At 61.8% G+C, this 19,065-nt stretch carries 14 protein-coding genes; 8 read left to right on the top strand and 6 right to left on the bottom strand.

What is annotated here, in order from left to right; all coding sequences use genetic code 11:
* Window positions 1-76 precede the first annotated feature (76 nt).
* The 7 genes from tpx (at window position 77) to AC3WKX_RS07660 (ending at window position 12,982) form a co-directional block, all read left to right on the top strand.
* Window positions 77-577 (top strand): thiol peroxidase, encoded by a 501-nt coding sequence (tpx, locus tag AC3WKX_RS07690; protein ID WP_003207496.1) that lies wholly within the window; start codon window positions 77-79, stop codon window positions 575-577.
* A gap of 230 nt (window positions 578-807) precedes the next feature.
* Window positions 808-2,118: an MdtA/MuxA family multidrug efflux RND transporter periplasmic adaptor subunit gene (locus AC3WKX_RS07685; RefSeq protein WP_102605667.1), complete on the top strand. Its 1,311-nt coding sequence runs from the start codon at window positions 808-810 to the stop codon at window positions 2,116-2,118.
* A complete protein-coding gene (locus AC3WKX_RS07680) occupies window positions 2,115-5,216 on the top strand; it encodes an MdtB/MuxB family multidrug efflux RND transporter permease subunit (protein WP_102605668.1) in 3,102 nt (1,033 codons plus the stop codon). The genes AC3WKX_RS07685 and AC3WKX_RS07680 overlap by 4 nt, the downstream gene beginning before the upstream one ends.
* Window positions 5,213-8,320: an efflux RND transporter permease subunit gene (locus AC3WKX_RS07675; protein ID WP_102605669.1), complete on the top strand. Its 3,108-nt coding sequence runs from the start codon at window positions 5,213-5,215 to the stop codon at window positions 8,318-8,320. Before AC3WKX_RS07680 ends, AC3WKX_RS07675 begins: the two co-directional genes overlap by 4 nt.
* A complete protein-coding gene (locus AC3WKX_RS07670; protein WP_102605670.1) occupies window positions 8,317-9,795 on the top strand; it encodes an efflux transporter outer membrane subunit in 1,479 nt (492 codons plus the stop codon). Before AC3WKX_RS07675 ends, AC3WKX_RS07670 begins: the two co-directional genes overlap by 4 nt.
* Window positions 9,796-10,069: 274 nt before the next feature.
* The gene (locus tag AC3WKX_RS07665; protein ID WP_003207505.1) at window positions 10,070-12,163 is read left to right on the top strand and encodes a putative bifunctional diguanylate cyclase/phosphodiesterase; all 2,094 of its coding nucleotides are present in this window, start codon (window positions 10,070-10,072) and stop codon (window positions 12,161-12,163) included.
* Between the two features lie 72 nt (window positions 12,164-12,235).
* The gene (locus tag AC3WKX_RS07660; protein ID WP_008435175.1) at window positions 12,236-12,982 is read left to right on the top strand and encodes an SDR family oxidoreductase; all 747 of its coding nucleotides are present in this window, start codon (window positions 12,236-12,238) and stop codon (window positions 12,980-12,982) included.
* Window positions 12,983-13,031: 49 nt separating this feature from the next.
* On the opposite strand, the gene AC3WKX_RS07655 is transcribed toward AC3WKX_RS07660, so the two are convergent.
* The 4 genes from AC3WKX_RS07655 to AC3WKX_RS07640 form a co-directional block, all read right to left on the bottom strand.
* Window positions 13,032-13,403, bottom strand: coding sequence for a hypothetical protein (locus tag AC3WKX_RS07655; protein WP_008435173.1), 372 nt, complete (start codon window positions 13,401-13,403; stop codon window positions 13,032-13,034).
* A gap of 188 nt (window positions 13,404-13,591) precedes the next feature.
* Complete coding sequence (gene mapR / locus AC3WKX_RS07650; RefSeq protein WP_102605568.1) at window positions 13,592-15,001, bottom strand: GntR family transcriptional regulator MpaR; 1,410 nt, start codon at window positions 14,999-15,001, stop codon at window positions 13,592-13,594.
* Between the two features lie 170 nt (window positions 15,002-15,171).
* Complete coding sequence (ccoG, locus tag AC3WKX_RS07645) at window positions 15,172-16,587, bottom strand: cytochrome c oxidase accessory protein CcoG (protein WP_102605567.1); 1,416 nt, start codon at window positions 16,585-16,587, stop codon at window positions 15,172-15,174.
* 184 nt (window positions 16,588-16,771) lie between these two features.
* Window positions 16,772-17,011 carry a DUF3203 family protein gene (locus AC3WKX_RS07640; protein WP_003207514.1) on the bottom strand — a complete coding sequence of 80 codons (240 nt, stop codon included), beginning with the start codon at window positions 17,009-17,011 and terminating at the stop codon, window positions 16,772-16,774.
* 120 nt (window positions 17,012-17,131) lie between these two features.
* On the opposite strand from AC3WKX_RS07640, the gene AC3WKX_RS07635 reads away from it, so the two are divergent.
* Window positions 17,132-17,626 (top strand): MgtC/SapB family protein, encoded by a 495-nt coding sequence (locus tag AC3WKX_RS07635; protein ID WP_087692384.1) that lies wholly within the window; start codon window positions 17,132-17,134, stop codon window positions 17,624-17,626.
* Between the two features lie 86 nt (window positions 17,627-17,712).
* Here AC3WKX_RS07635 and AC3WKX_RS07630 read toward each other — a convergent pair whose 3' ends face one another.
* On the bottom strand, window positions 17,713-18,549 hold the full coding sequence (locus tag AC3WKX_RS07630) for a hypothetical protein (protein ID WP_102605566.1): 837 nt from the start codon (window positions 18,547-18,549) through the stop codon (window positions 17,713-17,715).
* A 195-nt stretch (window positions 18,550-18,744) separates the two neighbouring features.
* On the bottom strand, window positions 18,745-18,903 hold the full coding sequence (locus AC3WKX_RS07625) for a hypothetical protein (RefSeq protein ID WP_166742161.1): 159 nt from the start codon (window positions 18,901-18,903) through the stop codon (window positions 18,745-18,747).
* Between the last annotated feature and the right edge of the window lie 162 nt (window positions 18,904-19,065).

The following is a 19,065-nucleotide window of genomic DNA, read 5'->3' as shown; positions in this document are numbered from 1 at the left end:
AGGTGCCCATCGAACTTTGTGTTTAACTTCGGCACCTGAAATTCGTTTCACTACCACCACTAGAAGGATTCCGTTCATGGCTCAAGTTACCCTCCGAGGCAACCCTGTCCAGGTCGAAGGCGATTTGCCGAAAGTCGGCGCCAAGGCGCCAGACTTCACCCTGACTGCCGGCGACCTGTCTGACGCGACCCTGGCGACTTTCGCCGGCAAGCGCAAAGTGCTGAACATTTTCCCAAGCGTTGATACCCCGACCTGCGCCACTTCGGTTCGCAAGTTCAACGCTCAGGTCAACGACGTGAACAACACCGTAGTGTTGTGCATCTCCACCGACCTGCCATTTGCCCAGGCGCGTTTCTGCGGTGCCGAAGGCCTGGAAAACGTGAAGAACCTGTCGGACTTCCGTGAGGCAGCCTTTGCTGTCGACTACGGTGTTGCGATTGCTGATGGCCCGCTCAAAGGCCTGACCGCCCGTGCCGTCGTGGTACTGGACGAGAACGACAACGTGCTGCACAGCGAACTGGTCAGCGAAATCGGCCAAGAGCCGAACTACGAGGCAGCCCTGGCTGTTTTGAAGTAACTGTTACTACGCATTACTGTCGTTTTGCAGTAACACGCGTGATGCAGTATTACGGCCTGGCCTAGTCCAGGCCGTTTTTATTTGTGCTTCAGATGCTTAGCCAGATAGCGAATGGACTAAGCACAGAAGTTAAAAGTTGTAATCCAAGGTAAATAGCCGGTAAAGGCGCTTTTCTTAACGCGCCCCAGTGCTTATCTTTCAGCCTCCCGAAGAAGAAGCTCTCGCACCCAATGGTTGATCACTCCATGCAATCCACCCCTCGTCACTCCCGCCGCTGGCTGTTCGGCCTGCTCGTGCTGCTGGTCATTGCCGGCCTGTGCTGGAAGTTCTGGCCTGGCACCAGCCACAAGGACAGCGCCGAGAAGAAGCCCGCCGGGCATGCCGGCAAGTCGGGGATGATGCGCCCGGGCTTTGGGGGTTCTACTGGCCCGGTGCCGGTGCGTGTGGCGCCGGCGGTGCTGGGCGAATTCCCGGTGTACTACAAGGCGCTGGGTACGGTGACGGCACTCAACACCATCAATGTGCGCAGCCGGGTTGGCGGAGAGCTGGTCAAGATCGCCTTTGAAGAGGGGCAGATGGTCAAGGCCGGTGACCTGCTGGCGGAAATCGACCCGCGCAGTTACCAGAATGCCTTGCTCCAGGCCCAGGGCACGTTGCTGCAGAACCAGGCCCAGCTGAAAAACGCCCAGGTCGACGTGCAGCGTTATCGCGACCTGTATGCCCAGGACAGTATCGCCAAGCAGACCCTGGACACCGCCGAAGCACTGGTGTTGCAGTACCAGGGCACGGTCAAGACCAACCAGGGCGCGGTGGATGACGCCAAGCTCAACCTCGAATTCACCAAGATCCGCGCCCCGATCACCGGTCGTGTCGGCCTGCGCCAGGTAGACGTGGGCAACCTCGTCGCCGCCAACGACACCACCTTCCTGGCGGTGATCACCCAGACCCAACCCATCAGCGTGGTCTTCACGTTGCCGGAAAACACCCTGGAAACCGTGCTGGCGCGTTATCACGCCGGCAACAAGCTGCCGGTGGAAGCCTGGGACCGTGGCGATGTCGCGGTGAAAGCCACGGGGGTGCTGCAGAGCCTCGATAACCAGATCGACGTCACCACCGGCACCCTGAAATTCAAGGCGCGGTTCGATAACAAGGACCAGGCGCTGTTCCCCAACCAGTTCGTGAACGTGCACCTGCTGGCCGACACCCTGCACAACGTGGTGCTGGCGCCGTCGGCGGCGATTCAGTTCGGCAATACCGGCACCTTCGTCTACGTTCTCGATGGCGACAAGAAGGTCAAGGTGCGTCCGCTGGTGATCGGTGATTCCGACGGCGACAACACCGTGGTCAAGCAAGGCCTGGCCGCCGGCGACCGCGTGGTGCTGGAAGGCACCGACCGCCTGAAGGACGGCAGTGACATTGAAGTGGTCAACGACAGCGCTGAAGTGCCGACCACGCCGACCGAACACCTCCAGGGTCAACCGGCAGCCAAGACGCAACAAGGCCCGGCTGATGCCGCCAAGGCGCAAAAGGGCGGCGCATGAACCTCTCGCGGCTGTTCATCCTTCGCCCGGTAGCCACTACCCTGAGCATGCTGGCCATTGTCCTGGCCGGCGTGATCGCTTATCGCCTGCTGCCGGTCTCGGCCTTGCCCCAGGTGGATTACCCGACCATCCGGGTGATGACCCTGTACCCCGGCGCCAGTCCGGACGTAATGACCAGCGCGGTCACGGCGCCCCTTGAGCGTCAGTTCGGGCAGATGCCCGGCCTGACCCAGATGGCGTCCACCAGCTCCGGCGGCGCCTCGGTGCTGACCCTGCGTTTCAACCTCGACATCAACATGGATGTCGCCGAGCAACAGGTGCAGGCCGCGATCAACGCCGCCACCAACCTGCTGCCCAAGGACCTGCCGGCGCCGCCGGTGTACAACAAGGTCAACCCGGCGGATACCCCGGTGCTGACCCTGGCCATCACCTCCAAGACCATGTTGCTGCCCAAGCTCAATGACCTGGTCGACACGCGCATGGCGCAGAAGATCGCGCAGATCAGCGGCGTCGGCATGGTCAGCATCGCCGGCGGCCAGCGCCAGGCGGTGCGGATCAAGGTCAACCCCGAGGCCCTGGCGGCCAACGGCCTGAACCTGTCGGATGTGCGCACCCTGATCGCCGCCTCCAACGTCAACCAGCCCAAGGGTAACTTTGACGGCCCCACGCGGGTGTCGATGCTCGACGCCAACGACCAGTTGGTCTCGCCCAAGGAATACGCCGAACTGATCCTCGCCTACAACAACGGCGCGCCGTTGCGGCTCAAGGATGTGGCGCAGATCGTCGACGGCGCCGAGAACGAACGCCTCGCGGCCTGGGCCAACGAAAACCAGGCGGTCCTGCTGAACATCCAGCGCCAGCCCGGGGCCAACGTCATCGAGGTGGTGGACCGCATCAAGGCGCTGTTGCCAAGCATCACCGACAACCTGCCGGCGGGCCTGGACGTGACGGTGCTTACCGACCGTACCCAGACCATCCGGGCCTCGGTCAAGGATGTACAGCACGAATTGCTGATCGCCATTGCCCTGGTGGTGATGGTGACGTTCCTGTTCCTGCGCCGCTTCAGCGCGACCATTATTCCGTCCATCGCCGTGCCGCTGTCCCTGGTGGGCACCTTCGGCGTGATGTACCTCGCCGGTTTCTCCATCAACAACCTGACGCTGATGGCGCTGACCATCGCCACCGGTTTCGTGGTGGACGACGCCATCGTGATGCTGGAGAACATTTCCCGCTACATCGAGGAAGGCGATACACCGCTCAATGCGGCGCTCAAGGGCGCCAAGCAGATCGGCTTCACCCTGATTTCCCTGACCCTGTCGCTGATCGCGGTATTGATCCCGCTGCTGTTCATGGCGGACGTGGTGGGGCGGCTGTTCCGTGAATTCGCGATCACCCTGGCGGTGGCGATCCTGATTTCCCTGGTGGTGTCCCTGACCCTGACGCCGATGATGTGCGCGCGGTTGCTCAAGCGTGAGCCGAAAGAGGAAGAGCAGGGCCGTTTCTACAAGGCCAGCGGCGCCTGGATCGACTGGCTGATCGAGGCCTACGGGCGCAAGTTGCAGTGGGTGCTCAGGCATCAGCCGCTGACCCTGCTGGTGGCCATCGCCACCCTGGGCCTGACCGTGGTGTTGTACATGGTAGTGCCCAAGGGCTTCTTCCCGGTGCAGGACACCGGCGTGATCCAGGGCATTTCCGAAGCGCCACAGTCGATTTCCTTTGCGGCGATGAGCCAGCGCCAGCAGGAACTGGCGAAGATCATCCTCGAAGACCCGGCGGTGGAGAGCCTGTCGTCCTATATCGGGGTAGACGGTGATAACGCCACCCTCAACAGTGGTCGCCTGCTGATCAACCTCAAGCCCCACGGCGAACGGGACCTGAGCGCGGCGCAGATCATCACGCGCCTGCAGCCGCAGTTGGACAAGCTGGTGGGGATTCGCCTGTTCATGCAGCCGGTGCAGGACCTGACCATCGAAGACCGCGTCAGCCGTACCCAGTACCAGTTCAGCATGTCCTCGCCGGACGCCGAGCTGCTGGCCTTGTGGAGTGAAAAGCTGGTACACGCCCTCAGCCAGTTGCCGGAACTCTCCGACGTCGCCAGCGACCTGCAGGACAAGGGCCTGCAGGTGTACCTGGTGATCGACCGTGACGCCGCATCGCGCCTTGGTGTGTCGGTGTCGACCATCACCGACGCGCTGTACGACGCGTTCGGCCAGCGGCAGATATCCACCATCTACACCCAGGCCAGCCAGTACCGCGTGGTATTGCAGGCCCAGTCCGGTGAAACCCTCGGCCCGGACGCCCTGAACCAGATCCATGTGAAAACCACCGACGGCGGCCAGGTGCGGCTGTCGAGCCTGGCCCATGTGGAACAGCGCCAGGCCCAGTTGGCAATCGCGCATATCGGTCAGTTCCCGGCGGTGATGATGTCGTTCAACCTGGCCCCCGGCGTGGCGCTGGGCAAGGGCGTCGACCTGATCAACCAGACCCAGAAAGACATCGGCATGCCGGTGGGCGTGCAGACCCAGTTCCAGGGCGCGGCCCAGGCATTCGAGGCTTCGCTGTCGAGTACCTTGCTGCTGATCCTGGCGGCGGTGGTGACCATGTACATCGTGCTCGGGGTGCTCTACGAGAGCTACATCCACCCGATCACCATCCTCTCGACCCTGCCGTCGGCAGCGGTGGGCGCCTTGCTGGCCTTGCTGCTCAGTGGCAACGACCTGGGGATGATCGCGATCATCGGCATCATCCTGCTGATCGGCATCGTGAAGAAGAACGCGATCATGATGATCGACTTTGCCCTCGACGCTGAGCGCAACCAGGGCCTGGACCCGCAAACCGCGATCTACCAGGCGGCGCTGTTGCGCTTCCGGCCGATCCTGATGACCACCCTGGCGGCGCTGTTCGGTGCCGTGCCGTTGATGCTCGCCACCGGCTCCGGCGCCGAGTTGCGCCAGCCGCTTGGCCTGGTGATGGTGGGCGGGTTGCTGATGAGCCAGGTGTTGACCCTGTTTACCACCCCGGTGATCTACCTGTATTTCGACCGCCTCGGCCGTCGCTGGCGCAAAGAGCCGGTGCGCCTGGAGCCGGTTGAGTCATGAACCTGTCCGGACCTTTCATTCGCCGGCCGGTAGCCACCATGCTGCTGAGCCTGGCGATCATGCTGCTGGGCGGCGTCAGCTTCAACCTGTTGCCGGTGTCGCCATTGCCGCAGATCGATTTCCCGGTGATCGTGGTGTCGGCCAGCTTGCCGGGGGCCAGCCCCGAGGTGATGGCGTCTACGGTGGCCACGCCGCTGGAGCGCTCCTTCGGCGCGATTGCCGGCATTACCACCATGAGCAGTTCGTCGAGCCAGGGTTCGACCCGGGTGATCCTGGCGTTCGACTCCAATCGCGACATCAACGGCGCGGCGCGGGAAGTGCAGGCGGCGATCAACGCCTCGCGTAACCTGCTGCCCAGCGGCATGCGCAGCATGCCCACCTACAAGAAGATCAACCCGTCCCAGGCGCCCATCATGGTGCTGTCCCTGACCTCGGACGTGTTGCCCAAGGGCCAGCTGTACGACCTGGCCTCGACCATCCTGTCCCAAAGCCTGTCCCAGGTGCCGGGCGTGGGTGAAGTGCAGATCGGCGGCAGCTCGTTGCCCGCCGTGCGTATCGAACTGGAGCCCAAGGCCCTCGACCAGTACGGCGTGGCCCTGGACGATGTGCGCAATACCATCGCCAATGCCAACGTGCGCCGGCCCAAGGGTTCGCTGGAGGACAGCCAGCGCAACTGGCAGATCCAGGCCAACGATCAGCTGGAAAAGGCCAAGGACTATGAACCGCTGCTGATCCGCTACCAGAATGGCGCGGCCTTGCGCCTGGGGGATGTGGCGAAGATCAGCGACGGCGTCGAGGACCGCTACAACAGCGGCTTCTTCAACAATGACTCGGCGGTGCTGCTGGTGATCAACCGCCAGTCCGGCGCCAACATCATCGAGACGGTGAAGCAGATCAAGGCACAACTGCCGGCCTTGCAGGCGGTGTTGCCGTCCAGCGTCAAGCTGAACCTGGCCATGGACCGTTCGCCGGTGATCACCGCCACCTTGCACGAAGCCGAGATGACCCTGCTGATTGCCGTGGCCCTGGTGATCCTCGTGGTTTACCTGTTCCTCGGCAACTTCCGCGCCTCGCTGATTCCCACCCTGGCGGTGCCGGTGTCGCTGGTGGGTACGTTTGCAGTGATGTACCTGTTCGGCTTTTCCCTGAACAACCTGTCGCTGATGGCGCTGATCCTCGCCACCGGCCTGGTGGTGGACGATGCCATCGTGGTGCTGGAGAACATTTCCCGGCACATCGACGAGGGTGTGCCGCCGATGAGGGCGGCGTATCTGGGAGCCCAGGAAGTCGGCTTCACCTTGCTGTCGATGAACGTCTCGCTGGTGGCGGTGTTCCTCTCGATCCTGTTCATGGGCGGGATCGTCACCAGCCTGTTCCGCGAGTTTTCCATCACCCTGGCAGCGGCGATCATCGTCTCGCTGGTGGTGTCGCTGACCCTGACCCCGATGCTCTGCGCCCGCTGGCTCAAGCCCCATGTCAAAGGCCAGGAGACAGGCTTGCAGCGCTGGAGCCAGAAGATAAACGACCGCATGGTGGCAGGCTACGCCCGCAGCCTGGACTGGGTGCTGCGCCACAAGCGCCTGACACTGCTCAGCCTGTTGGTGACCATCGGGGTCAACGTCGCGCTGTATGTGGTGGTGCCGAAAACCTTCATGCCCCAGCAGGACACCGGGCAACTGATCGGCTTTGTGCGTGGCGACGACGGGCTGTCATTCAGTGTGATGCAGCCGAAGATGGAAATTTTCCGCAAGGCCGTCCTGCAGGACCCCGCGGTGTTGAGCGTGGCAGGCTTTATTGGCGGCAACAGCGGCACCAACAACGCGGTGATGCTGGTGCGGCTCAAGCCCATCAGCGAACGCAAGATTTCTGCCCAGGCGGTGATCGAGCGCATGCGCAAGAATGTGCCACTGGTGCCCGGCGGGCGCCTGATGCTGATGGCTGACCAGGACCTGCAATTCGGCGGCGGCCGCGACCAGACCACCTCGCAGTATTCCTACATCCTGCAAAGCGGTGACCTGGCGGCCTTGCGCCTGTGGTACCCGAAAGTGGTTGCCGCGTTGCGTGAGCTGCCGGAGCTGACCGCCATCGATGCCCGTGAAGGACGTGGGGCGGCCCAGGTGACGTTGATTGTCGACCGCGACCAGGCCAAGCGCCTGGGCATTGACATGGACATGGTCACTGCCGTGCTCAACAACGCCTACAGCCAGCGGCAGATTTCCACCATCTACGACAGCCTCAACCAGTACCAGGTGGTGATGGAGGTCAATCCGAAGTACGCCCAGGACCCGATCACCCTCAATCAGATGCAGGTGATCACGTCCACCGGTGCGCGCGTGCCGCTGTCGGCCATCGCTCACTATGAGAACAGCCTGGCGGACGACCGGGTCAGCCATGAAGGCCAGTTCGCCTCGGAAAACATTGCCTTTGATATGTCGCCCGGCGTCACGGTGGAGCAGGGCACGGCTGCCATTGAGCGGGCGATTGCCAAGGTCGGCCTGCCGGAAGAGGTGATCGCGAAGATGGCCGGTACGGCCGACGCCTTCGCCGCCACCCAGAAAGGCCAGCCGTTCATGATCCTCGGTGCACTGGTGGCGGTGTACCTGGTATTGGGGATTCTGTATGAGAGCTATATCCACCCGCTGACCATTCTGTCGACCTTGCCGTCGGCGGGGGTGGGCGCCTTGCTTTCGATTTACCTGCTGGGGGGCGAGTTCAGCCTGATCTCGCTGCTGGGGCTGTTCCTGCTGATCGGGGTGGTGAAGAAAAACGCGATCCTGATGATCGACCTTGCGCTGCAACTGGAACGCAAGGACGGCATGAGCCCGCTGGAATCGATCCGCGCCGCTTGCCTGGTGCGGCTGCGCCCGATCCTGATGACCACGCTGGCGGCGATTCTTGGCGCCGTGCCGCTGCTGCTCAGCACGGCCGAAGGCGCGGAAATGCGCCAGCCCCTGGGCCTGACGATTATCGGCGGGCTGGTGTTCAGCCAGATCCTGACCCTCTACACCACGCCTGTGGTTTACCTTTATCTCGACCGCCTGCGCCACCGTTTCAACGGTTGGCGCGGAGTGCGTACCGATGCTGCCCTGGACACTGCGCTATGACCGATTCAACGTTTCCCACCGTGCAACGTCTGGCGATGACTCGCGGCTCAAAGCTGCTGAGCCTGGCCCTGTGCGGCGTGATGCTCAGCGCCTGCGCCGTCGGCCCGGACTACAAACGCCCCGAATTGACCGAGCCTGCCCAGTACAAAGAGGCCCAGGGCTGGCGCCAGGCCGCGCCCAGCGACTCGCTGGCCCGGGGCGCCTGGTGGGAGCTGTACGGCGACAAACAACTGAATGAGCTGGTAGAAAAACTCAACAGTTCAAACCAGACCGTGGCCCAGGCCGAGGCGCGTTATCGCCAGGCCGCCTCGCAGGTGCGCAGTGCCCGTGGGGCGTTCTTCCCCACGGTTGACCTGAGTGCCTCGAAAAGCCGGGCCAGCCAGGGTACCGGCAGCAGTAACGCCAGCCTCAGCAGCTCCAGCAGCGGTATTCGCGACACCCTCAACACCCAGTTGGGCGTGAGCTGGGAAGCCGATATCTGGGGCAAACTGCGCCGGGGCCTGGAAGCCAATGAAGCCAGCGCCGAAGCCAGCGCGGCGGATCTTGCGGCGATGCGCCTGAGCCAGCAATCGGAACTGGTGCAGGATTACCTGCAACTGCGGGTCATGGACGAACAGACCCGTTTGCTGCAAGCCACGGTGGACACCTACCAGCGCTCCCTGCAGATGACCCAGAACCAATACCGCGCCGGTGTCTCGGGCAAGGACGCCATCGCCCAGGCCCTGACCCAGTTGAAAAGCACCCAGGCCAGCATGATCGACCTGATCTGGCAGCGGGCGCAGCTGGAAAACGCAATTGCCGTGCTGATCGGTGTGCCGCCGGCCAACTTCAACTTGGCGGTGAGCAAGGACATTCCGGCGCTGCCGCAGATTCCGGTGAGCTTGCCGTCGCAACTGCTGGAGCGCCGCCCGGATATCGCCCAGGCGGAGCGCTCGGTGATCGCGGCCAACGCCAACATCGGCGTGGCCAAGACCGCCTACTACCCGGACCTGACCCTGAGCCTGGCCGGCGGCTACTCCAGCAGCACCTACGCCGACTGGATCAGCCTGCCGAACCGCTTCTGGTCGGTGGGGCCGAAACTCGCCATGACCCTGTTCGACGGGGGCCAGCGTTCGGCCGAAGTTGACCGCGCCGAGGCGTCCTACGATGAGACCGTGGCCAAGTACCGCCAGACCGTACTCGATGGGTTCCGCGAGGTGGAAAACTACATGGTCCAGCTCAAGGTCCTGGAAGACGAGGCGGTCGTGAGTAACGAGGCCCTCGAAGCGGCCCGGGAATCCCTGCGCCTGACCCAGAACCAGTACAAGGCCGGGTTGATCGCCTATCTCGATGTGGTCACCGTGCAAGCCACCGCCCTGAGCAACGAGCGTACGGTGCTGACCCTGCTGCAAACCCGGCTGGTTGCCAGTGTGCAACTGATCGCTGCACTGGGCGGTGGCTGGGATGGCCAAATGCAGCTGAGCGACAAGAAGTAAACACCGCTCTGGCTGGTGTACGGGCTTGTGTGGGAGCGGGCTTGCTCGCGAAAGCGGTGGGTCAGTCAACTGTGTATGAACTGACCCGCCGCTTTCGCGAGCAAGCCCGCTCCCACAAGGGTTCTGCGGTGTTTTTGAGCCAGCGGATTGGCGTCAAATTTTGAATGATGGCTATACGACAATATTTCAGGTGTACAAGATTTATTCTCGCTACAATCCCTGACTTTTCAGCCCGGCACGGATGCCGTTCGGCCCATAGGTCACGAGAAGTCCCATGCTCACCGGTAGTTATTCCCCCGCCCTGGTCCTGATTTCCCTGTTCGTCGCGATCCTCGCATCCTATACGGCGTTGGACCTGACCGGCCGCATCGCCACTGCCAGGGGCCGCGCGGTGTACCTGTGGATGGGCGGCGGCGCGCTGGCGATGGGCGTGGGCATCTGGTCGATGCACTTTATCGGCATGCTCGCCTTCCGCCTGCCCATCAGCCTCGGCTATGACGTCGGCATCACGGCGCTGTCGTTGTTGATCGCGATCCTGTCCAGCGGTTTTGCCTTGTGGCTGGTGAGCCAGCCGCGTTTGCCGGCGTGGCAACTGGCATTTGGCGCATTGATCATGGGCGCCGGCATCAGCGCCATGCACTACACCGGCATGGCCGCCATGCGCATGACCCCCGGCATCGACTACGACCCCACGCTGTTCACCGCCTCGTTGCTGATTGCCGTGGGTGCGTCGGCGGCGGCGTTGTGGATTGCCTTCAACCTGCGGCGCAACACGCCGTATGTGCGGTTGGCCCGAGGCGGGGCGGCGATGGTGATGGGCGTGGCGATTGTCGGCATGCACTACACCGGCATGGCCGCCGCGCGTTTCGCCGATGGCAGCTTCTGCGGCGCGGCCCTGGACGGCTTGAGTGGCAAGGGCCTGGATAACCTGGTGCTGGTTACCACCCTGGCAGTGTTGATCATCGCGCTGCTGACCTCCCTGGCCGATGCCCGCCTGGAAGCCCGCACCGCGGTGTTGGCCGACTCCCTGACCCAGGCCAACCAGGAACTCACCCACCTGGCCCTGCACGACATGCTCACCGGCTTGCCCAACCGCACCCTGCTCGCCGACCGGATCCAGCAGGCGATACAGCGGGTGAACGAAGAGGGCGGCTGCTTCGCGCTGATGTTTATCGACCTGGACGGCTTCAAGCCGGTGAATGACGCTTTTGGTCACCACATGGGCGACCAGCTGCTGCAGCAAGTCGGTCTGCGCCTGCGCGAAGACTTGCGCAGCCAGGACACCCTGGCCCGCATCGGCGGTGACGAGTTTGTATTGCTGGTGCAATTGGGCCAGCCCGACGATGCGTTGCGCCTGGCCGAGCGCCAGGTGGGCATGATCAACCAGGCCTTCCACGTCGCCGAGCATGAGCTGAAAATCTCCGCCAGCATCGGCATCGCACTGTTCCCCGGCAACGGCGCCACGCCCCAGGAACTGCTGATGAACGCCGACGCGGCGATGTATCACGCCAAGGGCATGGGCAAGAACGGCTACAGCTTTTTCGACGTGTCGATGAACACCAATGCGCGCAAGCAACTGCAACTGCTGCAGGACTTGCGCAATGCCGTGGAGCACGAGCAGTTCCGGCTTTATTACCAGCCCAAGTTCGACGCCATCAGCGGCCGCCCGGTCGGTGCCGAGGCGCTGCTGCGCTGGGAGCACCCGCAACAAGGCCTGTTGTTGCCGGACAAGTTTATCGAGCTGGCGGAAAAGACCGGGCTGATCATCCCCATCGGCGAATGGGTACTCAACGAAGCCTGCCGCCAGATGCAGGTGTGGTATGCCCAGGGCTATCACGACTGGCGCATTGCCGTGAACCTGTCGGCGTTGCAGTTCTGCCACGCCGGGCTGGTCAAGAGTGTCGCCGCTGCCCTGGAACGCCACCGCTTGCCAGCCAACAGCCTGACCCTGGAAATCACCGAAACCACCGCCATGAGCGATGCCGACGCGAGCATGACGGTGTTGCAGAAGCTTTCGGACATGGGCGTCGACCTGTCCATCGACGACTTCGGTACCGGCTATTCGAGCCTGATGTACCTCAAGCGTCTGCCGGCCAATGAGCTGAAGATCGACCGGGGATTTGTGCGTGACCTGGAGCACGACAGCGACGACGCCGCTATCGTCTCGGCCATCGTCGCCCTCGGTCAGGCCCTGGGCCTGCGCATTGTGGCCGAGGGTGTAGAGACCGACTCACAGCAGAGCTTCCTCACCCGGCTGGGCTGCGATTCGCTTCAGGGGTATCTGCTGGGGCATCCGTTGCCGGCCGAGGGTTTCATGGCCGACATCCAGCGCGCCGAGCAGGTGGTGAGTGTGCATTCGGTGATGTGAGCCCATGCAAAACCTGCAGGGCGCAGGTAGTATTGGATCCATCAGCTCACGTTGAACCAGGAGACCTTACACATGGACAAAGTCGTCGTCATCACCGGTGGCAGTCGTGGGATCGGCGCCGCCACGGCGCTGCTGGCCGCCGCCCAGGGCTATCGCATCTGTATCAATTACCAGGCCGATGAAGACGCCGCCCACCGCGTACTTGAGCAAGTGCGTGCCCTCGGCGCCCAGGCGATTGCCGTGCGGGCTGATGTGAGCATTGAAGACGAAGTGATTGGCCTGTTCCACCGGGTCGATACCGAACTGGGCCGGGTGACGGCACTGGTCAACAACGCAGGTACCGTCGGGCACAAGTCGCGGGTCGATGAGATGTCCGAGTTCCGCATCCTGAAGACCCTCAGGACCAATGTGTTGGGGCCGATCCTGTGTGCCAAGCATGCGCTGCTGCGCATGTCGCCCAAGCATGGCGGGCAGGGCGGCAGCATCGTCAACGTTTCATCGGCCGCCGCCCGGTTGGGCTCGCCGGGGGAATATGTGGATTACGCCGCGTCCAAGGGCGCGCTGGATACCTTCACTCTCGGGCTCTCCAAGGAAGTGGCGGGCGAGGGGATCCGGGTCAATGGCGTGCGTCCCGGGTTTATTTTCACCGACTTCCACGCCCTGAGCGGCGACCCGGATCGGGTCAGCAAGCTTGAGCCGGGCATCCCCATGGCCCGTGGCGGGCGTGCAGAGGAAGTCGCGGAAGGGATTATCTGGCTGCTCTCGGACAAGGCGTCCTATGCGACGGGAACCTTTCTTGACCTGGCGGGCGGTCGGTAGTTTTGTACCGCCTGTGGCGAGGGGCACGCCGCTCGCCACAGCCCAGGTATCAAGCGCCGCGCAGCGCTTCATAGCCCCTGAGGGAAAACGCCTTGAGCAGGCTGGCCTCCGAGTCTGGATGAATGGCGTAGCCGTGATTCGAAAAACCGTCCAGGACACCGTTGCGGCTATGGCTGGCGCTTAATTTGAGATCGTCCACGTTGTCGATAAATCGCAGTACCTTATCCAGGTTGTAGGTGGCGTCGGCGCGAGAGTCCGGGTCTTGGTTGGCCGCGCTCCAGTCACCCACCTGGCGCTTCAGGTCATCGCTCACTTCGTAGTGGTCGCGGTTATCCAGGAAGTTCTTCAGCACAGGGCTTTGTTCGGTAATCTGGTCACTTGATCGATGATCTCCCGCGGGGCGCCCGGTAGCGCCTGTCATTTCGCGCACCTGTTGCTGCTCTGCGGCACGCATATAGTGGGGAGGAACGGGAAGGGGTCGCAGGCCGGCAGCTGAAGAAATAGTCATAAGGCATCTCTGATGTGAACCAAGTGAATGCGCTCTTTCTATCGTAAGAAATAGCGCACTCCTGTGTGGTTCTTAGCCCGGCTACGGTTCCCATCCGTAGGTTAAAACGACCGCACAATCTTCCCCAGCGTCTCCATCGCCTTCTCACACGACTCATCCCACGGGCTGCCGTAGTTCAAGCGAATGCAGTTCCTGAAGCGCTGTGTCGGCGAGAAGATCGGTCCCGGTGCGATGCTGATGCCCTGGGCCAGCGCCATCTGGAACAACTTCAACGAGTCGGTCTGCTCCGGCAATTCCAGCCACAGGAAGTACCCGCCGGCAGGCTGGCTGACCCGTGTCTGCGCCGGGAAATAGCGCGCGATGGCGGCGAGCATGGCGCTTTGCTGTTCTTCCAGCGCGTAACGCAATTTACGCAGGTGCCGGTCGTACCCGCCGTGTTGCAGGTAATCGGCAATCGCCGCCTGGGCGGGCATCGAGGCACACAGCGACGTCATCAATTTCAGCCGCTCGATCTTCTGCGCATAACGTCCCGCGGCGACCCAGCCGATGCGGTAGCCCGGAGCCAGGCTCTTGGCGAACGAGCCGCAATGCATCACCAGGCCTTCGGTGTCGAACGCCTTCGCCGGTTTGGGCGCCTGTTGACCGTAGTACAACTCGGCGTACACGTCGTCTTCGATCAGCGGCACCTGGTGGCAGCGCAGTAACTCCACCAGTTCCTGTTTCCGGGCCTCGGGCATGGTTGCGCCCATCGGGTTCTGGAAACTGGTCATGCACCAGCAGGCCTTGATCGGGTAGCGCTCCAGGCTTTGCGCCAGCACCTTGAGGTCGATGCCATCGCGCGGATGTACGGGGATTTCCACCGCCTTGAGTTTCAGGCGCTCGAGGATTTGCAGGCTGGCGTAGAACGCCGGTGCTTCGATGGCCACCAGGTCGCCCGGCTCGGTCACGGCTTGCAGGCACAGGTTCAGTGCTTCAAGGGCGCCGTTGGTGATCAACAGTTCTTCCATGGGCAGCATCAGCCCGCCCACCATGTAGCGCAAGGCAATTTGCCGGCGCAGTTGCGGGTTGCCCGGCGACATGTCGGTGACCACCATGCGCGGGTCCATTTCCCGGCTGGCGCTGGCCAGGGAACGGGCCAGGCGTTGCAGCGGGAACAGCGTCGGGCTGGGGAAGGCCGAGCCGAAGGGCACGGTTTGCGGGTCCTTGATGGAATCGAGCACCGAGAACACCAATTCGCTGACGTCCACCTCGGTGGACTCGTGCACATGGGCACTCACCACCGGCTCGGAAAACGGGCTGGGCGCATGGGTGTTGACGAAGTACCCGGAGCGCGGCCGGGCGCGGATCAGCCCGCGTCGCTCCAGCAGGTAGTACGCCTGGAACACCGTGGACGGGCTGACACCGTAGGTCTGGCTGGCATAACGCACCGAAGGCACGCGCTGGCCGGGCCCGAGCACGCCGGAGCGGATCAGTTCTGCGATGTCGTCGGCGAATTTCTCGTAGCGTTTCATTGGGGCTCAGTGCTTTGAACAGATTTTGCTGATTGAACACAGATCAAACGGTGGGAGCGGGCTTGCTCGCGAAAGCAATCTTTCAGTTGATGTATCCATTGACTGGCACACCGCTTTCGCGAGCAAGCCCGCTCCCACATTTTGATCTCCAGTGTTGCTGAAAGCTGGGCTCAGCGATTCAATGGCGCCACAAACCGGCTGTCCGCCGCGCTGTAAATCCACGGCTCATCCACGTCCGAGACCTTGAAGCGGATCGTCTGCGAACTGCTGGCGGGCTTCTCTGCGGTCATCGCCACCGACACCGGCACATCGGTAATCTCACCTGGTGCCAGGCTGATCTCGGTCTTGCCCTGCAGCTGGAAGCCGTCGCCGTCCATCAGCTCCAGGCGGTAATCCTGGCGCTGCTGGGTCTTGTTGATGACCTTGAGGCTGTAGATGTTCTCGATCAAGCCGTCACTGTTCTCGCGAAACATCCCCCGGTCCTTGGTCACGTCCAGCGACACCATCGGGCGTTCTACCAGCGCCACCACCAGCGCGCCGATCATCACCAGCAGCACGGCACTGTAGCCGATCAGGCGTGGCCTGAGCAGATGGGTCTTGCCACCTTGCAACTGATGCTCCGAGGTGTAGCTGACCAGGCCGCGGGCATAGCCCATTTTATCCATGATCGAATCACAGGCATCGATACACGCGGCGCAGCCGATGCATTCCATTTGCAGGCCGTCACGGATGTCGATGCCGGTGGGGCATACCTGCACGCACAGCTGGCAGTCGATGCAATCACCCAGGCCGACGTCCGCCGGTTGCACGTCTCGTTTGCGCGGGCCACGGTTCTCGCCGCGGGCTACGTCGTAGGAAATGGTCAGGGTGTCCTTGTCGAACATCACACTCTGGAACCGCGCATACGGGCACATGTGCATGCACACCGCTTCACGCAGCCAGCCGGCGTTGATGTAGGTGGCGCCGGTAAAGAACAGCACCCAGAACAGGCTTACGCCACCCATCTGCCAGGTCAGCAGCTCCTCGGCCAGCGGCCGGATCGGCGTGAAGTAGCCGACAAATGTCAGCCCGGTCAGCACGCTGATCCCCAGCCACAGCGTGTGCTTGGCCGAGCGCCGCGCCAGCTTGTCCAGGCTCCAGGGCGCAGCTTGCAGCTTGATGCGTTGGTTTCGCTCGCCTTCAGTGACCTTTCCGCACCACATGAACAACCAGGTAAACGAGCTTTGCGGGCAGGTATAGCCACACCACACACGCCCTGCGAATACGGTGATGGCGAACAGGCCGAACGCGCAGATGATCAACAGCGCCGACAGCAGGATGAAATCCTGGGGCCAGAACGTGGCACCGAAGATGTGGAATTTGCTTTCAGCCAGGTCCCATAACACCGCCTGCCGTCCGCCCCAGTTCAGCCACACGGTGCCGAAAAATGCCAGGAACAGAAAGCCCGCGCCTGCCACGCGCAAGGTACGGAACAGGCCGGTAAAACTGCGGGTGTGAATCAGGTTGTCGCTGGATTTGGCCTTCATCTTCTTTGGATGTGCAGGCTCAAACACTTCTACGGTTCGGACGGGGATTCTATCGCTCATGGTCTTTCGCTCATCAGCCTCCATCAGGCAGATGAACTATGACCGGCGCTCTGTTTGCATAACAGACTCAGGTATGGCGATAAAAAGCGGATCAGATGGGCCGCCCGTGCATGCCTGCGACAATGTGCTGCACCCGGTGGTGCGCGGGGTGCAGCGCTTTTGAGGCGGGGCTGATCCAGGTCAATCAAATCACCGAATCACCGTCGGTAGCTTTCAAGTGCTTACGGCCGTCTTTGGCACCCGCTACGGTCAATGCGTCGGCTTCGGCTTCGGTGATATAGGTGCGGTCACCGTTCAGCTTCACGAACGACATGGATTTCTCGCTGTCGGTTTCGACCGTGACATGGGTGGCTTCCAGTTGTTTCTCGTGGCCGTCCACATCGACGGTGAAGAAACATTGCTGACCTTCGATACGTACGGGCATATCGATCTCCTTTTTGTGGGCTATTACTGATTAGGGTGGGATGCGCAGGCAATGGTTCTGCGCAACTGACTGACGGTCGATGCTGTCCATGTTCTATCGACCCCCAACAAGGAAACGTCCATGGACGCCTGGTGGCATGAAGTCTGGGTAACCCTGCAAGCGGAATTTGCCGATATCGGCGATGCCCGGCAACTCACGCAAATCACCGTTCGGCTGCTGATTGCGGCGATATTGGGCGGGATCCTGGGTTACGAGCGCGAACAGAAAGGCAAGGCCGCCGGGGTACGCACCCACATGCTCGTGGCCCTGGGCGCCGCGCTGTTCGTGTTGGTGCCGAGCATGTCCGGCTCCCAGGCAGACGCCATGAGCCGTGTGCTGCAGGGCGTGATCGCGGGCATCGGCTTTCTTGGCGCCGGCACCATCCTAAAGGGCAAGGAAGACGAGGAGGGTCAGCACGTCAAAGGGCTGACCACCGCCGCCGGCTTGTGGATGACCGCCGCCATTGGGGTGGCGGCGGGAATGGGGCGGGAATCCACGGCGGTACTCAGCACGTTGTTGGCCTTGGCGGTGTTCAGTGTGATGCCAAGAATCGTCAGGCTATTGGAAAAGAATTAGTCGCCGTATGTTTCATCAGGTCGCGCGTGAATGGGCTGACAGCGTGATATCGAGGCGTGTGCAACTTCACGCTCCTGCTGGACTGATCACCGTACCGGAATGGTGATTTGATCTTCTTTGTGATACGCGAATATGCGTTGGTCTTGAGCGAGCAAGTCAACACGAACCACCGGAAGCAGGCGCTGCGTATAGCCGTAATACTCGCGCTGAAGTTTCTTGGCCGCATCTCTTCCTGGCAAGTTGGCAGCGTTATAGAAGAAAGCCTGGAAGGGGACTTTATCAATCTCGGACACTGTCCAGGCTGAGGTGACGACTTCATTCCAATCTTCAATATAGTTTGCCGGCATCAGTTTTCTGACAGTGATGCTTAGAGAAAACTGCTGCACCGATCCACGAAACGCACACATAAAAAAATAAGCCGGTTTGACTTTGTTGAAGTGGGCCAGCCAGGTGGGGCCATCCACCACGCCTTGCTCATCGCAGTGCCGGCTCCATTCACGCTGGTAGCCTGGCAGCTCCCTGGAAGTTTCGCCGCATCCATCCGGGCGGTCACCTGTCGCACCATTGGTGGGAAAAGAGCAGCGCACGCTGATTGGGCCCGCTGCGGTGGAGGGCAATGCCGACATTATTACGCCAGCGTCCCGTGCAAACAGCTTCCTGATACCCAGGTCGGCTCGCAGGTAAGAGAATGCGGCGGCATTGCGCTCAAGCTCGCCGGGCGATGCTATGAGGCTGTCAGTGACGCGAATAAGCACCCCATTGCAGTGATACAGGGCCAGGCCATCGGCACACTGAGCAGCGGTGTCCTGGTAGCGGTTGTTTAATTTGCTTGCGATTTCCGTATCGAGCGGGCCGGAGGGTTCGGTGGTGCAGGCGGTCAAGGTGCAAAGGAAAAGCAGCAGGTAGGCGGCTGTTCTTTTCATGAGGTATCTCCGAGAGGTTTTATTGTTCTGTTGTTCGCGCGTCGCACACTTTGATCATGGGCGGCGTTCGTCTCGGTTGATACTGTCGGTTTTGACAGTTCTTTATAATTTTTTGTGAATGAAGTTGCAGCTTATAGATTCAAGTAAACGCGGAAGCCTGAAGCTTCCGCTTTTTACTTCCTGTGATCGGTCTCTTCAGACAATCACCGGCGGCATCGTCGTCGGTGGTTCCTCCACCGGTGGTGGCTGTGTGCCTGGCGGTTCCTGCTCGGGAACCGGGTCGGGTTCGGTCGGCGGTAATGTGGGCTTATCTATATTGGGATCAGGCGTTTCAGCCGGAATAGGGATATTCATCGGTATGGCCTCCTTTGTGCTTTGCTCTATCGGTGGACAATCGCGTGGTGGATTTGATTCCCCGCCCGATGGCGGGATATCCGCCTGAACTTTTCACTCGTCGGCATGCTCGGAACCTAGACGGCCCTGCTCAGGGAGAGTGGCGTCGTTTCAGAATTTGAA

This window comes from Pseudomonas sp. GP01-A4 (assembly GCF_058780865.1).
The sequence above is the reverse complement of the archived record's forward strand: the minus strand, read 5'-3'. Positions and strand labels throughout refer to the sequence as shown.

Coding starts and splice junctions, on each gene's coding strand:
- tpx (WP_003207496.1), top strand. CDS start 77: ATGGCTCAAGTTACCCTCCGAGGCAACCCTGTCCAGGTCGAAGGCGAT.
- AC3WKX_RS07685 (WP_102605667.1), top strand. CDS start 808: ATGGTTGATCACTCCATGCAATCCACCCCTCGTCACTCCCGCCGCTGG.
- AC3WKX_RS07680 (WP_102605668.1), top strand. CDS start 2,115: ATGAACCTCTCGCGGCTGTTCATCCTTCGCCCGGTAGCCACTACCCTG.
- AC3WKX_RS07675 (WP_102605669.1), top strand. CDS start 5,213: ATGAACCTGTCCGGACCTTTCATTCGCCGGCCGGTAGCCACCATGCTG.
- AC3WKX_RS07670 (WP_102605670.1), top strand. CDS start 8,317: ATGACCGATTCAACGTTTCCCACCGTGCAACGTCTGGCGATGACTCGC.
- AC3WKX_RS07665 (WP_003207505.1), top strand. CDS start 10,070: ATGCTCACCGGTAGTTATTCCCCCGCCCTGGTCCTGATTTCCCTGTTC.
- AC3WKX_RS07660 (WP_008435175.1), top strand. CDS start 12,236: ATGGACAAAGTCGTCGTCATCACCGGTGGCAGTCGTGGGATCGGCGCC.
- AC3WKX_RS07655 (WP_008435173.1), bottom strand. CDS start 13,403: ATGACAGGCGCTACCGGGCGCCCCGCGGGAGATCATCGATCAAGTGAC.
- mapR (WP_102605568.1), bottom strand. CDS start 15,001: ATGAAACGCTACGAGAAATTCGCCGACGACATCGCAGAACTGATCCGC.
- ccoG (WP_102605567.1), bottom strand. CDS start 16,587: ATGAGCGATAGAATCCCCGTCCGAACCGTAGAAGTGTTTGAGCCTGCA.
- AC3WKX_RS07640 (WP_003207514.1), bottom strand. CDS start 17,011: ATGCCCGTACGTATCGAAGGTCAGCAATGTTTCTTCACCGTCGATGTG.
- AC3WKX_RS07635 (WP_087692384.1), top strand. CDS start 17,132: ATGGACGCCTGGTGGCATGAAGTCTGGGTAACCCTGCAAGCGGAATTT.
- AC3WKX_RS07630 (WP_102605566.1), bottom strand. CDS start 18,549: ATGAAAAGAACAGCCGCCTACCTGCTGCTTTTCCTTTGCACCTTGACC.
- AC3WKX_RS07625 (WP_166742161.1), bottom strand. CDS start 18,903: ATGAATATCCCTATTCCGGCTGAAACGCCTGATCCCAATATAGATAAG.